The following is a 14,895-nucleotide window of genomic DNA, read 5'->3' on the forward strand; positions in this document are numbered from 1 at the left end:
CTAAGGACCAGCGATGAGTCCTTGGGAGTCCGCCGTCAAGATCAGCAACTTATCACAGGGCGTTCAGGAAATGGTCAACACGACCGGGAACGAAGGGTGCACCCACAAGATATAGAGTCGTGCGACTCGCCCCAGACTCCATATCGGGCGGTGTGACTCAAAAGACTCTATCCCCCACCGTGCCGAACTTTTTTTGGTTAACGCTGGTTCGAGACGGTTAAGCGCTCAGAAACTTGACCAATCCATAACCCAATGATTATGGGTTAACCATGATGACTGATTCACGCGCCGATCGCGACGCCGCCACCGATGCCCTGTTCAAGGCGCTGTCCGACGGCACCCGCCGCGCCCTGCTGGAAACGCTGGTGCGCGAAGGCGAACAGAATGTGCAGGCGCTGACCCAGCAATCGGGCGTATCGCAGCCGATGGTGTCGCGCCATATGGCCAAGCTGAAACGTGCCGGCCTCGTGACCGCCCGTCGGACAGGGCGCGAAACCTGGTACGCCGCGCGGGTGAAGGGACTGGCGCCGGTAATCGGATGGATGGCCGTCCATGGCGCGCTATGGTCGCAGCGCTTCTCGGCGCTGGAGGGATTGGGCAAGTGATGGCGGGGACGGCGGACCAGAATTTGCCATGATCCCCCTTCCGCTGGCCGGAGGGGGACGTCTTCTACCCGCCCATGTCGGGCGTCGCGCCAAGACTGGATAGGAACGGCGCCTCCACCCTATCGGCAATAGCCCTCCTGCCCCGCGATCACGATCAGGCAGTCCTGCTTGCCCGCCAGATATTTGAACCCCGTCTCATCGCCATCGCCCGGCCGGATCGCCATATCCTTGCCGTCGCGCACGAAGCGGATCGTCGCGCCTTCGGCGATGCCGCTATAATCGCCCTGCCGATCGAGATTGTCCTTGTTGGTCAGCGCATAATGGCCCGGCTTGCCGTCGGGCGAAGGCTGGATGTCGAGGAACAATCCCTCCGGCCCGATCCAGCGCCCGACCCAATCGTCTGTCGGCAGACGTGCGTCTGCCGCCTGCGCGTTCGCCGGCACCGCGTCCATGTCCTCGATCGTCTCTACTGCGGCGGCGGCGTTACTGTTCGCGACCGCGACATTGTCGTCGCTCTTGGCGCAGCCTGCCAACAACAGGGGCAACGCAAGCAAGGGGGAAAGGGCGCGCATCATCCGTCAATCTCCTTCATGTCCCAGGAAGAACCAACCGGGCCGCTGGTTCGATCCCTCGCTTGAGACGCCATCTTGCCAGCCGCACCGTCAGCGCGCAAAGGATGAAACGGGGGGATTGGACGTGAACGACAAGAGGGACGGTGGCATGGGCAGGGCGCGACCCAGGGCGCGATTTGTCCGGGAGACGGCGGATGTGCGGCGCCAGGCGCTGATCGAGGCGACGGCCCGCTGCCTGGCCGAAAAAGGCGTGGGCGGCACGTCGGTCCGCGCGATCTGCGGCCATGCGGGGGTGTCATCTGGGCTGCTGACCCATTATTTTGACGGCGTCGATGCGCTGATCCTGGCCACTTATGCCGAAGTCGGCGCGAAAGTCTCCGCCGCGCTCGACGCCGCGATGGAGGCGGCAGGCGACGATCCGCGCGACCGGCTGCGCGCCTGCCTTCAAGCCAATTTCCTGCCGCCGGTGCTCGATCCCGATTTGCTCGCCACCTGGATCGCCTTCTGGAGCCTGGTGAAGTCCGACCCGAAGATCGCCGCGGTCCATGCCGAAGTCTATGGCGGCGCGCGGGCGCAACTCGAAACGCTGCTACGCGCAGCCGCCCCGGCGATGAGCGATGCGCGCGTCCGGGTCGCCGCGATCAGCCTGACCGCGCTGGTCGACGGCCTCTGGCTCGAACTCTGCCTCGACCGATCGACCTTTTCGCCAGAAGAGGCCCAAGCCATGGTCGAAGACGCTATGTTACAGGTGCTGGCGGACGCTTGAGAACAGGCGAAGCGATCGATCAGTCCGATCGGCTGTGATCGCTTTTCTCACTCAGGCCATCCGAGAAAACCAATTTCCCCCGAATCGATCGCATCCCTACATGGGTGTTCGCAACTGCAACATCATTATGAGGATTTGGACAGCCAATGGCTCTCATCAACACCACCATCAAGCCGTTCTCCGCGACCGCCTATAAGGAAGGCAAGTTCGTCGACGTGACCGACGCTGACGTGAAGGGCAAGTGGGCGGTCTTCTTCTTCTATCCGGCCGATTTCACCTTCGTCTGCCCGACCGAGCTGGAAGATCTGGCGGACATCTACCCCACCCTGGAGAAGATGGGCGTGGAAGTCTATTCGGTGTCGACTGACACCCATTTCAGCCACAAGGCCTGGCACGACACCTCGCCGGCGATCGGCAAGATCAACTATTATATGCTGGGCGACCAGTCGGGCCAGATCACGAACAATTTCGACGTGATGCGTCCGGGCGTTGGCCTGGCCGACCGCGCGACCTTCCTGGTCGATCCCGAAGGCGTGATCCAGTTCATGGAAATCACCTCGGAAGGCGTCGGCCGCAACGCGACCGAACTGCTGCGCAAGGTCAAGGCTGCGCAATATGTCGCCGCCAACCCCGGTGAAGTCTGCCCCGCCAAGTGGGAAGAAGGCGAAGCCACCCTGGCGCCGTCGCTCGACCTGGTCGGCAAGATCTAAAAATACGCCTGGCCGCGTACAGCTCGCCGGGTTCCGCCAACAGTTGCGGAACCCGGCGGATCAGGCCCCCTTAGACAGACAAACCCTATTTCATCCGGGGCCTTAGGGTCGCACCATCCCCGGCGGCGGGCCGTCTTGCGCCTATCCTTTCCTCTCCCTTCGGACAGGGCAAGGCGGCCCGCTCTCTTCACGCAACGGAGCCAGAACGATGTTGGACGCAAATCTCAAAGGACAGCTCAAGGGCTATCTGGCGAACATCACCCAGCCGATCGAGTTGGTGGCGTCGCTGGATGATGGCGCAAAGTCGCGCGAACTGGACGAACTGTTAAATGACATTGCCACCCTGTCCGACAAGGTGACCGTAGTCAGCGGCGTAGATCAGCGCACCCCTAGCTTCATGATCCGCCGGGTCGGCACCGACATCGGCGTGCGCTTCGCCGGCCTGCCGATGGGCCATGAATTCACTTCGCTGGTGCTCGCCCTGCTCCAGGTCGGCGGCCATCCGTCGAAGGCGGCGCAGGATCTGATCCAGCAGATCAAGGATATTGAGGGCGACTTCGCCTTCGAAACCTATTTCTCGCTTTCGTGCCAGAATTGCCCCGACGTGGTGCAGGCGCTGAACCTGATGAGCGTCCTCAATCCCCGCATCAGCCACGTCGCCATCGACGGCGCGCTGTTCAAGGAAGAGGTGGACAGCCGCAAGGTGATGGCCGTTCCCACCATCTTCCTGAACGGCGAACCCTTCGCCAGCGGCCGCATGGAGTTGGAACAGATCGTCGCGAAGATCGACAGCGGCGCGGCGGTCCGCGCCGCGGAGAAGATCAAAAGCCAGGACCCGTTCGAAGTGCTGATCGTCGGCGGCGGGCCGGCGGGCGCGGCGGCCGCCATCTATGCGGCGCGAAAGGGCATCCGCACCGGCGTCGCAGCCGAACGCTTTGGCGGCCAAGTGCTCGACACGATGGATATCGAGAATTTCATCTCGGTATCGCACACCGAGGGGCCGAAGCTGGCGAGCGCGCTCGAAGCGCATGTGAAGGATTATGACGTCGAGATCATGAACCTGCAAAAGGCGGCGAAGCTGATCCCGGCCCAGACCGAGGGCGGCTATCATGAAGTCGTGCTGGAGAACGGCGCGTCCTTGAAAGGCCGCACGCTCATCCTGTCCACCGGCGCGCGCTGGCGGCAGATGGGCGTCCCCGGTGAGGACGAGTATCGCAACAAGGGCGTCGCCTATTGCCCGCATTGCGATGGTCCGCTGTTCAAGGGCAAGCGCGTGGCGGTGATCGGCGGCGGCAATAGCGGCGTCGAAGCGGCGATCGACCTGGCCGGCATCGTCGCCCATGTGACGCTGATCGAATATGACAGCCAGTTGCGCGCTGATGCGGTGTTGCAGCGCAAGCTCGCCAGCCTGCCCAATGTCAAGATCATCACCTCGGCCCTGACGACCAAGGTGGACGGCAATGGCGAACGGGTGACGGGCCTGTCCTACAAGGATCGCAACCATGGCGCCGAACATGATGTCGAACTGGAAGGGATTTTCGTCCAGATCGGCCTGGTGCCCAACACCGAATGGCTCAAGGACGCGATCGCCCTGTCCCCCCGTGGCGAGATAGAGATCGACGCGCGCGGCGAAACCAGCCAGCCGGGCATCTTCGCGGCGGGCGACTGCACAACGGTTCCGTACAAGCAGATCGTGATCGCGATGGGCGCGGGATCGACGGCGGGTCTGTCCGCCTTCGACTATTTGATCCGCCTGCCCGCCAGCGAAGAAGCGGCCCAGGCGGCATAAGGACAACCCTGAGCGGGGTTTTACGAGAAAGGCCGGCCCGGCGACGGGTCGGCCTTTCTGCGTATCCGCGGCGCGGTTTCGGGCAGCGTCAGCAGTACGGGCAGCACGCACAGCGCCACCAGCGCGATCATCGCGCCGGGCGCCGGGGCCCAGCCGCTGCGTTCGATCAGCCAGTGCGCCAGCCATGGCGTCAATCCGCCGAACAGGGCCGTCGCACTGGTCGCGCCGAACGCCAGGCCGCTCAAACGCCCCTCGCCAGGAAACTGCTCGGCCGTGGCGACCGCCCCGACGGCACTCACCGCCCCGCCCAGGCAGGCGAGCACCACGGCCCCCGCCAGCGCCACGCCGAAGCCGCCCTGCATCAGCAGGAACATCGCCGTCGGCAGCAGCGCGCCCGCCAGCGCCAACGCGATCAGGACCGGCCGCCGCCCGACCCGATCGGTCAGCCATCCAACCAGCGGTGTCACCAGTATCACAGCCAGCGCGGCCAGGGTCGACAGCCACAGGGCGTCCCTTTCCCCCGTCGTCCCCATGGCGGATAGGAAGCTCGGCACATAGGTAATGCCGACATAATAGGTGATCGACCCCAGCGCCGAAATCGCAAAACCCCGGCCGATCGCCGCCCTGTGGTGGCGCAGGCTGTGGGTCAACGGATTGGTGGGCGTCGCCGCCTGGGCTTGCTGCCGCAGGAAATCGGGTGATTCCTCCATCGTCGATCGCGCCAGCAGGATCACGCCCGCCAACACCGCGCCGACCAGAAAGGGTATCCGCCAGCCCCAGTCGGTCAGGCTCCGGGTGTCCAGCGAAGCAACGGTGATCGCCGACACCCCCGCCGCCAGCAGCGCGCCGACCTCGCTCGCCGCCGACGCCAGCGACGTCACGAACCCGCGCCGCCCGGCCCGCGCGCCCTCCAGCAGATAGGCGACGACGCCGGTATATTCGCCACCGACGGAGAAGGCCATGACACAGCGCAACCCGATCATCAGCCATCCCGCCAGCGGCCCGACCTGCGCATGGGTCGGCAACATCGCGGTGGCCAGCATCGCGGCGGTCATCATCCCCATCGACAGCAGCATCGTCACCCGCCGCCCGTAGCGGTCGCCGATATGGCCGAACACGATCGCGCCGACCGGGCGCATCAGATAGGCCAGCGCAAAGCCCGCCAGCGCATCGCCCAGCCCTACCGCACCCCCGCCGAAGAAGGTCCGCGACAATACCGTGGCGAAATAGAGATAGAGGGTGAAATCATACCATTCGACGATGGTGGACAGCGCAGCGACCGCCAGGGAGCGGGTTGGCAGGGATCGGGCAGATAAGGGGCTGGCCTGCATCGACACTCCTTCTCGCGTCACGCCAGATGGGCGTGGATGGCGCATCGGGGACGATGACCAGAGACAATAAACCCTGCAACCCCCTAACGGTTCAGCCGCCCCAATTGCCGAAAATCGCCGGATCGACCTCCAGCCTCGGCGCCCCATTCCCGCCAGCAGGCACCGGCGGCAATGTCATCCGCTCGCTCCGCGCCGGCCCGAACGTCACCACTTGGCTCGCCGGATCGCCCAGCACCAGCGGATCATATTGCAGCGCCGCAGTCAGGCGCGCCTGCGTCACTTCCACCAGCGTCCCCATCTTCGTCAGCGCGAACAGGTCGCGGGCGAAGGCATAGGGCAGGCGGATGCAGCCGTGGCTCGCCGGATAGCCCGGATTATGCCCGGCATGGAGGGCGATCCCGTCCCAGGTCAGCCGCTGCATATAGGGCATGGGCGCATTGCTGTAGAGGTTGGAGCGATGCCATTGCCGTTTCTGCAATATGGGGAAATCGCCGGTCGGGGTGCGATGCCCCTTCATGCCCGTCGACACGCTCGCCAGCCCGATCAACTGGTCGCCGCTATAGACATGGATCATCTGCTTTTCGATGCTGATGACCATATAGATGGGGCCGTCCCATGGCCCCTGCCCCAGCCAGCGATAGCCGCCCGGCGCCAGTTGTTGCGCGCCGTTCAAGGATTGCGCCGGCGCCGTAGCAGGCATGACCAGCGCCCATGCGCCAGCCAGAATCAAAGGGCGCAGCATGGACAGGCGTAGGCGAAAGGCAGGCATAAGTGTTTATTAACCATGATATTCGCCAGCGCCAGCCTGCTGTTGCGCGGCCGTGCGCCGCGATCCCATGATGGGACAGGAACCGCATCAAAACATCGCGCTGTCCGTTCCGGCGCATTGCTCGCAACAAAATGACCCAGCGGCTGCACCATGGCGCGCCAAAAGCGCGACAAGGGCGCATAAGAGGAATAATATGTTTCACACCGTCGCCCGCCCCTGTAGAGGGACCGCGACGATCTTCTGAAGGACTCTGTGCAATGCCCGCCTACCGCTCCCGCACCACCACCCACGGCCGCAATATGGCGGGCGCGCGCGGGCTTTGGCGCGCGACGGGCATGAAGGACGAGGATTTCGGCAAGCCGATCATCGCCATTGCCAATTCATTCACCCAGTTCGTGCCGGGCCATGTCCATCTGAAGGATCTGGGCCAGCTTGTCGCGCGGGAGATCGAGGCGGCCGGCGGCGTCGCCAAGGAATTCAACACCATCGCTGTCGATGACGGCATCGCCATGGGCCATGGCGGGATGCTCTATTCGCTGCCCAGTCGCGACCTCATCGCCGACAGCGTCGAATATATGGTCAACGCCCATTGCGCCGACGCGATCGTCTGCATCTCCAACTGCGACAAGATCACGCCCGGCATGTTGATGGCCGCGATGCGCCTCAACATCCCCGTCGTCTTCGTGTCGGGCGGGCCGATGGAAGCGGGCAAGGCCACGGTGCGCGGCAAGAAGGTCGCGCTCGACCTGGTCGACGCGATGGTCGTCGCCGCCGACGAAAATTACACTGACGAAGAAGTGCAGACGATCGAGCGCTCCGCCTGCCCGACCTGCGGCAGTTGTTCGGGCATGTTCACCGCCAATTCGATGAACTGCCTGACCGAAGCCCTGGGCCTCTCGCTGCCGGGCAATGGCTCCACGCTGGCGACCCATTCGGACCGCGAGCGGCTGTTCCGCGAAGCCGGTCATGTCATCGTCGACATCACCAAGCGCTATTATGAACAGGACGACGAGAGCGTCCTGCCGCGCAGCATCGCCAATTTCGCCGCGTTCGAAAATGCGATGAGCCTGGACATCGCCATGGGCGGGTCGTCCAACACGGTGCTGCATCTGCTCGCCGCCGCCTATGAAGGCGGGATCAACTTCACCATGGCCGACATCGATCGCCTGTCGCGCCGGGTGCCGTGCCTGTGCAAGGTCGCGCCCGCCAAGAGCGACGTCCATATGGAGGATGTCCATCGCGCCGGCGGCATCATGGCGATATTGGGCGAACTGGAGCGCGCCGGCCTGATCGACGCCAGCCTGCCGACCGTCCATGCGCCGACCATGGCCGCCGCGCTCGCGCGCTGGGACATCGGCCGCACCAATAGCGAGGACGTGCGCAACTTCTACCGCGCCGCGCCCGGCGGCGTGCCGACCCAGACCGCGTTCAGCCAGTCGGAGCGCTGGGAAGAACTGGACACCGACCGCGAAAAGGGCGTGATCCGCTCGGCCGACCATGCCTTCTCCAAGGATGGCGGCCTGGCCGTGCTGTTCGGCAACCTCGCGCCCGAAGGCTGCATCGTCAAGACGGCGGGCGTGGACGAGAGCATCCTCGTCTTCCACGGCACCGCGCGCGTCTATGAAAGCCAGGACGCGGCGGTCGCGGGCATCCTGGGCAACGAAGTCAAGGAAAAGGACGTCGTCGTTATCCGCTATGAAGGGCCAAAGGGCGGTCCCGGCATGCAGGAAATGCTCTACCCGACCAGCTATCTGAAGTCGAAGGGGCTCGGCAAGGCCTGCGCGCTGATCACCGACGGCCGCTTTTCCGGCGGCACGTCGGGCCTGTCGATCGGCCATGTCTCCCCCGAAGCGGCCGAGGGCGGCCTGATCGCGCTGGTGCAGACCGGCGACCCGATCGTGATCGACATTCCCGCTCGCGTCATCAAGGTCGATCTGGACGACGCGCTGCTGGCCGAGCGCCGCGCGGAAATGGAATCGCGGGGGGCGAAGGCCTGGAAGCCCTTCGGCCGCAAGCGCGAAGTCTCACCCGCCCTGCGCGCCTATGCCGCCATGACCACCAACGCCGCCAAGGGCGCGGTCCGCGACGTCAGCCAGATCGAGCGCTGATCCGGTCGCCAGGTCCGTCGCTGCCGACAGGCGCGACGGATCGGGCGGCGTCAATGCCCGCCAAGCATAATGACGGGGAAAATGGCGCCGCGTAGAGGCAAAAGATGGATGGACGGCAACCATTTGTTGGCGGCCGATTGATGGCGGACTTCGACCATCTTATGTATCGCTCCTGATCGCCTTCGCTACCAGTTTGTCGATATGGCGAATCGCCTATATTCTTAGGAGCGCGCCGATCGAAGCGTTGATAAATGCGCGCAAATCGGTCGAGGCTACTATCGCGATCCGGGCGACGGTCTTCGCGACATATATAGGGCCGATATAAGCAGGGCTTCCGCATATTTATTGTCTGCAACCTATTGCATTACTCTAAATCATGTATCGCTGTGGGGGTTTCATATCCCCAACCCGCATAATTTCTGACGACGACTTCCGTCAGAACGGCCATTTCTGGTGAGTGATCGCCAAAGCGATGGCTCATGATTATGGGCGATGTGACGGGTTCGACCAATTCTCGATAGGCGACATCGTGGCTGCGCGCGCGGCGGACGGACTCCGGCACCATCGCCATTCCTTCGTCAACCATCTCGATAAGATACGCGACGTGGGTTTGAGAAACAATCCTAGAGCGCCTCCGGCCTTGTCCCGTGGTCGATTGTCGCCTGGTTGTGACTTGCACCAACGCCGTTATAGTTTTCGGCGCACGAGGGGAACAAGGCTGACAGGTCCCAGCAGGCCAGCAGGAAGCAACGGCGTATCGACTGCTATTTTCGGCGGTGAGATGTCAATCGGCGTGCAAACGGGACCCCTTATCAGCGCGCAAAAGGGACCCCCTGTCAGGATGGCGGAGCGTTGATGTGACGGGCTTCCTTGCGCTGCGCGCGGCGTAGGGAGGGCGTAGCCCGACCGGAGGCGCGCGCAGCGCAAAACATCTTCTAATTGATCGGTGCTGGGGGGGATCAGCTGCGGTTTTTGAAGCGCCAGCTGTCATTGCCGGTCTCGACGATGTCGCAATGATGGGTGACGCGGTCGAGGAGCGCGGTGGTCATCTTGGGATCGCCGAACACGGTGGGCCACTCGCCAAAGGCGAGGTTGGTGGTGATGATGACGCTGGTCTGCTCATAGAGTTTGCTGATCAGGTGGAACAGCAGCTGGCCGCCTGATCGGGCGAACGGCAGATAGCCCAGTTCATCGAGCACGATCAGATCGAGGCGGGATAGCTGGGCGGCGAGAGCGCCACTCTTGCCGATCCTGGCCTCCTCTTCGAGGCGGGTCACCAGATCGACCGTGTTGAAGTAGCGGCCTCGGGCGCCGGAGCGCACTACATTGGCGGTGATGGCGATGGCCAGATGGGTCTTTCCTGTGCCTGTGCCGCCGACCAGGACGATATTGCGCCGTGCGGGCAGGAACGCGCCGCTGTGCAATGAACGCACAAGCCCCTCGTTGATCGGGGTACCCTCGAACCGGAAGGCATCGATGTCCTTTACGACTGGCAGCCTGGCAGCGGCCATCCGGTATCGGATCGACGCGGCATGACGATGCGTCGCCTCCGCTCGCAGGAGATCGGTCAGTATCTCCATGGTGGTGCGCTGGCGCTGAAGGCCGGTGGTGACGGCATCGTCGAACGCGCCCGCCATGCCCTTGAGTCCAAGCCCGCGCATGGCCTCGATCATATCATGCCGCTGCATCGAAGGTCCTCAGCTGGTCGTAACGGGCACAGTCGGCGATCGGGGGATGGCGCAGAGCGCTATCCTCGGAGGTGATGATCGTCAGAGGACGCGGCGGTTCCCGGCGTCGTGCCAGGATGTTGAGGATCAGGTCGTCGCTTGCCGTGCCCGTCGCCAGTGCCTCACGCACAGCGGCTTCGACAGGCTCCAGGCCATCGGTCAGTACGGCCGACAACACACGGACGAACCGGCGATCGGCATCGTCGCCATTACCCAGCTTGCGGCGCAGGCGGGCAAGCGCCGGTGGCAGATCCCAGTCCTGGAAGGGGGCACCGTTCCGCAGCGCGCCAGGCTTGCGGGCCAGCACTGGCAGATAATGCCAGGGGTCATAGATCGTGCGGTTGCGCCCAAAGTAGCGAGGATGTTCAGCGACAACCTCTTCGCCGCAGCGAACGACGATGCGATCGGCATAGGCGCGGACCTGCACCGTGCGTCGTGCCACCGTCGATAGCACCGAGTAGCGATTGCGGTCGAAGCTGATCAGGCAGGTGCCGGTCACAGCATGCTCGCTCTCATTGAAGCCGTCGAACGGTCCCAGCATCGGCTGCAGCGCAGATCGTTCGATCTCCAGCATCTGCGCCACGGTCAGCTCTCCCTGTTCGGGATGGGGCTGCCGTTCCGCCCAGCGCCGACACTCGGCCTCCAGCCAGCCATTGAGCTCTTCGAGACTGGCGAACCGCAACCGGGGCTGGAAGAAGCGACCCCGGATCGTCTGCACCTGGTTCTCGACCTGACCCTTCTCCCATCCCGCCGCAGGCGAGCAGGCCGTGGGCTCGACCATATAATGGTCGGTCATGATCAGGAACCGCCGGTTGAAGACGCGTTCCTTGCCGGTGAACACGCTCGTCACAGCCGTCTTCATATTATCGTAGATGCCGCGCCCTGGCACGCCGCCGAAGAAAGCAAAGCCGCGCGCATGCGCGTCGAACAGCATCTCCTGGCTCTCACGAGGATAAGCCCGGACATAGACCGCGCGTGAGGCACACAGTCGCATATGCGCGACCTTCACCCGCATCGGTGCCCCGGCGATCTCAACATCTTCATGGCTCCAGTCGAACTGGTAGGCCTCGCCTGGCCTGAACATCAGCGGGATGAAGGCCGTGACACCATCGCCGGCATCTTTGCGCCGCTCGATCTTCCAGCGCGTCGTATAGCGCCGCACCGCATCGTAAGAACCCTCAAAGCCTTCGCGCACCAGCAGGTCATGGATCCGCGTCATCCGCAGCCGGTCACGCCTGCCGCGCAGCTCGTTCTCTTCCAGCAGCGTGTTCAGGCGCTCCTGAAACGGACCGATCCTGGGCAGCGGCTGAACCTTGCGCTGATAATCAAAGGCGCCCTCCGGCGCTCGGACCGCTTTGCGGATGACCTTCCGCGACACATGCAGATCCCGTGCGATCGCCTTGATCGCCTTGCCTCCGGCATACTCGCGCCGGATCCGTAAAACTGTCTCCAAAACCAACATCCCGATCTCGCCGCCTGAAAATCCAGCCGGCTGCTTAAACCATCGAAATGAGGGGTCCCTTTTAGACGCCGATCACCCCGCTAACGGGGTCCTTTTTGCACGCCGATCCACACTTCTGGGTCTTCTCGTTATAGTAGAAGTCACCAAATTTAGCGGAATCGGGGTCTTTCAGGCTCTCCCGCACGGTATCTTCGGCTGCACTCCTGTTGCGATCGCAAGCAGCCAATGTCAGGGTCGCCACGACCATGACGATGATGCGATAGTTGCGCATCGGCTTACCCCTCCTTCCAGACGGCTTCGACAAAGGCGCGGCAGGAGGTGCGACCATTGAGGATGTTCCGGCCGGTCGAGACGCGAAGGTTCTGTTCATTGATGGGCTGAATTTCCTTCCCCCGGCGCTTGGCCTCCTCATAGGCGCGGGTGGTGGAAATCGATCGGCACGATATCAACAGGGCCTCGGCTTCCGGCACGAACTGGTAACGGGAATAGCTCACGTCGATGGTGAACCCGTTTACTGTGTCCTTGATGTCGAACTTGGCATTCTTGTCGCCGTCAGCCGTCAAGGGCTGCGAGACATCGGCAGGTGTGGTGCAGGCGGCAAGGAGCGCCAGACACACCATGGGCATGATCTTGTTCATCGAATTTTCCATTCATGTGAGGTGATGAACCGCAACCCGGCCGGGCGCGGCTGAACAGGCAGCATCGCTATCGCTGAAAATGAATCACTGCTCGCCCCCTCACGCATGGAGAGCGACCTTCGGCTTCAACCTCGCGTCGCCCTATGTACCTCTCGGAGCGACGGCCGAAGCCGGATGTTAGGAACCTGACCGTAGGCACAGGCGCATGCGCCTTTACCGGCGAACCGGCTGGACATGCGCGCATGCCACCCGGCCTCCAAAATCTGGCGACCGAGTTCCTACAGTTTAGGGGTTCCTACGCCCCACCCTCCGGCTTTCACGGAAGGCAGAGCTTTTCTGGCGGGATTAGAGCAGCTTCGCAATAGGCGTTTGCTGCCGCCTATTCATATAAGATGCTGGATTTCGCGCATAGTGAAATTCTTGTTTGGCGCTCAGTTTCCTGATACCATCGCAACGAAGCTTTTTTCGATTAGATACCGACTGCGTCGGGAGCATCGTGACAACATTCGATTGGGTTTGGGACCCAAACAAAGCAATATTGAACAAGCGCAAGCACTCTGTTTCGTTTGATTTGGCCCGGCTGGTCTTTTGCGACCCATGCCAGCTATCAATGCCTGATCCGCACGAATCTGGCGATCGATGGCGCACCCTTGGTCTTGTAGGGCAGGTTGTCCTTTTTGTTGTCCACACGCTTCCAGAAGGATCTGAGCGGTTGGTCGGGCGCATCATAAGCGCTAGGAAGGCGACGGCGCGCGAACGCCAAGCATATGAATATGGTCGATAAAGCGATGAACCCGGAACTGCTGGCAGAACTCCAACAGCTTGCCCTGTTGTCGGAAGCCGACATCGACACTAGTGATTCGCCGGAGGTATTAGACTGGAGTGGAGCCAGCCGTGGCCTTTTCGCAGAGCAGCCGACCGTTCAACGAGGGTACGACGTCCGGGCCATAGCCAATTGGTTTCTCGCGCGCGGACAGGCGATCGGTAAAACTTATTCGAACTTAGCTTTAAACAAGCTGGTGTATTTTGCGGTTGAGCGCTCGCTAGTGGATCGGAATATTTTACTAACACCAGCGCGCATTGAGGCGTGGTCACACGGACCTGTGTTTCGAGAGATATACCAGTCGTTCCAATCATTTGGCGACAAAGTCATCACAGATCGAGCGAAGAAATTCTCCGTGAAAGATCGCGCCATGATCCTAGCTTATGAGCAGCTCGAACCTGAAGACGAAAATTTTCTTGAAGACATCGTCAATTCTTTCGGCAAACTTTCAGCTTCCGTCTTGCGCGAAGTATCTCACGCAACGGGGGGGCCTTGGTATGTAGTTTGGCACTATCATGGCCAATCGAATCCCGGTATGGAAATAACTCCAGCAATTATTTTTGAGCATGCGCCTGAACGGCGTGGGTCGGATGAAAAATAGCGAGCAGGCAGTTAAGCGAATTTTACGCCCTCCCTCAGTTGCCAACTGGGTGAGCCATAATCATCGTCGATTAGACAAAACAAAAAATGGCCTCCTGAGATTCGCGCAAGTTCCCCCAAAGCATTCTTTGGGCGGTGTCTACTCAATCTGCGAAGCGATTGTTACCGACCGCATCTCTTTTGAACAGGCGATGAAGTGCGTTGATGGCATTAGGCACCCGCTGACCCGCGCAGCGGCGAGAGAGATAATACCCGTTTTCTACAGCTACGCGCAGTCCAGTCATCTCGATGGATTGCCAACATTTAAGGATTTCAGGTCACCATATCCGATCGGGAGGACCATCGATGGATCGACCATAACGGTTCCAGTCGTTCCGACCTTCACAATTCTCTCGGAAGGAAAACCGACGCCGGTTTTCATGATAGGGTGGGCTTCGCGACAACTTACAAGTTATCAAAAGAGACTACTTTCTACGGTCGTCCATAACGCAATCTTGACGCAACAGGACTTTATGGGTTCGAACGCCCTAATAGTTCGCACACCCCGATCAAAGCTGACAAACACCCGCATCATTAACGATTGGTGGGTACGAGATTTTCCGTTCTTAACCGACCACGAGTTGCACGATCAATTCCAGCGCTACGGGCAAGCTGTCACGGAAGTAGTGCGAACGCTTCGAGGGGAATGATACCCGACGCCCCACGCTCCACCCACTGGGAAACTATGGAGATCAACCCAAAGGCACATAAACCAGCTAACCTCCCAGCCATACGCTGAAAGGCACTTTCGCTAGGTTTTCCTGGATTTCCCTACTGAGGGGACGGTGCCGCTTACAGGACTTGAACCTGTGACCCCCGCATTACGAATGCGATGCTCTACCAACTGAGCTAAAGCGGCGTTCGGGCGGGCAGATAACAGCGGACGGGGCGAAGGACAAGCGGGCATTTCCCGCCCCCGCCCCTTTTTTCGACCCACGCCGCAACCGCCTCGCCCC

General features: G+C 61.9%; 16 protein-coding genes and 1 tRNA gene. 8 read left to right on the forward strand and 9 right to left on the reverse strand.

The window, feature by feature from the left end:
• Nucleotides 1–272: 272 nt before the first annotated feature.
• The gene (locus sphantq_RS05745) at nucleotides 273–605 is read left to right on the forward strand and encodes an ArsR/SmtB family transcription factor (protein ID WP_272800187.1); all 333 of its coding nucleotides are present in this window, start codon (nucleotides 273–275) and stop codon (nucleotides 603–605) included.
• 119 nt (nucleotides 606–724) lie between these two features.
• Here the strand turns inward: sphantq_RS05745 and sphantq_RS05750 are convergent, their stop codons facing one another.
• Nucleotides 725–1,177: a hypothetical protein gene (locus sphantq_RS05750; protein WP_408021511.1), complete on the reverse strand. Its 453-nt coding sequence runs from the start codon at nucleotides 1,175–1,177 to the stop codon at nucleotides 725–727.
• Nucleotides 1,178–1,325: 148 nt separating this feature from the next.
• On the opposite strand from sphantq_RS05750, the gene betI reads away from it, so the two are divergent.
• From betI to ahpF, 3 genes are all read left to right on the forward strand, one after another.
• Nucleotides 1,326–1,943, forward strand: a complete 618-nt coding sequence (betI, locus tag sphantq_RS05755) for a transcriptional regulator BetI (protein ID WP_272800188.1) — start codon at nucleotides 1,326–1,328, stop codon at nucleotides 1,941–1,943.
• 146 nt (nucleotides 1,944–2,089) lie between these two features.
• A complete protein-coding gene (gene ahpC, locus sphantq_RS05760) occupies nucleotides 2,090–2,653 on the forward strand; it encodes an alkyl hydroperoxide reductase subunit C (protein ID WP_272799802.1) in 564 nt (187 codons plus the stop codon).
• 208 nt (nucleotides 2,654–2,861) lie between these two features.
• Nucleotides 2,862–4,442 carry an alkyl hydroperoxide reductase subunit F gene (gene ahpF / locus sphantq_RS05765; protein WP_272799803.1) on the forward strand — a complete coding sequence of 527 codons (1,581 nt, stop codon included), beginning with the start codon at nucleotides 2,862–2,864 and terminating at the stop codon, nucleotides 4,440–4,442.
• Between the two features lie 20 nt (nucleotides 4,443–4,462).
• Here the strand turns inward: ahpF and sphantq_RS05770 are convergent, their stop codons facing one another.
• Together sphantq_RS05770 and sphantq_RS05775 are read right to left on the reverse strand one after the other, a co-directional pair.
• Nucleotides 4,463–5,773 (reverse strand): MFS transporter, encoded by a 1,311-nt coding sequence (locus sphantq_RS05770; RefSeq protein ID WP_272799804.1) that lies wholly within the window; start codon nucleotides 5,771–5,773, stop codon nucleotides 4,463–4,465.
• A 91-nt stretch (nucleotides 5,774–5,864) separates the two neighbouring features.
• Nucleotides 5,865–6,473 carry a L,D-transpeptidase family protein gene (locus tag sphantq_RS05775; RefSeq protein ID WP_066605630.1) on the reverse strand — a complete coding sequence of 203 codons (609 nt, stop codon included), beginning with the start codon at nucleotides 6,471–6,473 and terminating at the stop codon, nucleotides 5,865–5,867.
• 326 nt (nucleotides 6,474–6,799) lie between these two features.
• Between sphantq_RS05775 and ilvD the strand changes: the two genes are divergently transcribed.
• Nucleotides 6,800–8,650: a dihydroxy-acid dehydratase gene (ilvD, locus tag sphantq_RS05780; RefSeq protein ID WP_272799805.1), complete on the forward strand. Its 1,851-nt coding sequence runs from the start codon at nucleotides 6,800–6,802 to the stop codon at nucleotides 8,648–8,650.
• A 364-nt stretch (nucleotides 8,651–9,014) separates the two neighbouring features.
• On the opposite strand, the gene sphantq_RS05785 is transcribed toward ilvD, so the two are convergent.
• From sphantq_RS05785 to sphantq_RS05805, 5 genes are all read right to left on the reverse strand, one after another.
• Nucleotides 9,015–9,215, reverse strand: coding sequence for a hypothetical protein (locus tag sphantq_RS05785; RefSeq protein WP_272799806.1), 201 nt, complete (start codon nucleotides 9,213–9,215; stop codon nucleotides 9,015–9,017).
• Nucleotides 9,216–9,609: 394 nt separating this feature from the next.
• Complete coding sequence (gene istB / locus sphantq_RS05790) at nucleotides 9,610–10,338, reverse strand: IS21-like element helper ATPase IstB (RefSeq protein WP_272798407.1); 729 nt, start codon at nucleotides 10,336–10,338, stop codon at nucleotides 9,610–9,612.
• The gene (gene istA / locus sphantq_RS05795; RefSeq protein WP_125999130.1) at nucleotides 10,325–11,839 is read right to left on the reverse strand and encodes an IS21 family transposase; all 1,515 of its coding nucleotides are present in this window, start codon (nucleotides 11,837–11,839) and stop codon (nucleotides 10,325–10,327) included. Before istA ends, istB begins: the two co-directional genes overlap by 14 nt.
• A 61-nt stretch (nucleotides 11,840–11,900) precedes the next feature.
• A complete protein-coding gene (locus sphantq_RS05800; protein WP_272799807.1) occupies nucleotides 11,901–12,110 on the reverse strand; it encodes a hypothetical protein in 210 nt (69 codons plus the stop codon).
• Between the two features lie 4 nt (nucleotides 12,111–12,114).
• Nucleotides 12,115–12,477 carry a hypothetical protein gene (locus tag sphantq_RS05805; RefSeq protein WP_272799808.1) on the reverse strand — a complete coding sequence of 121 codons (363 nt, stop codon included), beginning with the start codon at nucleotides 12,475–12,477 and terminating at the stop codon, nucleotides 12,115–12,117.
• Nucleotides 12,478–12,973: 496 nt separating this feature from the next.
• On the opposite strand from sphantq_RS05805, the gene sphantq_RS05810 reads away from it, so the two are divergent.
• The 3 genes from sphantq_RS05810 to sphantq_RS05820 are packed head-to-tail and all read left to right on the forward strand — an operon-like array spanning nucleotide 12,974 to nucleotide 14,589.
• A complete protein-coding gene (locus sphantq_RS05810) occupies nucleotides 12,974–13,261 on the forward strand; it encodes a BrnT family toxin (RefSeq protein ID WP_272799809.1) in 288 nt (95 codons plus the stop codon).
• On the forward strand, nucleotides 13,251–13,901 hold the full coding sequence (locus tag sphantq_RS05815; RefSeq protein WP_272799810.1) for a Panacea domain-containing protein: 651 nt from the start codon (nucleotides 13,251–13,253) through the stop codon (nucleotides 13,899–13,901). Before sphantq_RS05810 ends, sphantq_RS05815 begins: the two co-directional genes overlap by 11 nt.
• On the forward strand, nucleotides 13,861–14,589 hold the full coding sequence (locus sphantq_RS05820) for a hypothetical protein (protein WP_272799811.1): 729 nt from the start codon (nucleotides 13,861–13,863) through the stop codon (nucleotides 14,587–14,589). Before sphantq_RS05815 ends, sphantq_RS05820 begins: the two co-directional genes overlap by 41 nt.
• 136 nt (nucleotides 14,590–14,725) lie before the next feature.
• Here the strand turns inward: sphantq_RS05820 and sphantq_RS05825 are convergent.
• Nucleotides 14,726–14,798: transfer RNA gene (locus sphantq_RS05825), tRNA-Thr, on the reverse strand.
• Nucleotides 14,799–14,895: the final 97 nt, after the last annotated feature.

Source organism: Sphingobium sp. AntQ-1 (genome assembly GCF_028538045.1).
Taxonomy (GTDB): domain Bacteria; phylum Pseudomonadota; class Alphaproteobacteria; order Sphingomonadales; family Sphingomonadaceae; genus Sphingobium; species Sphingobium cupriresistens.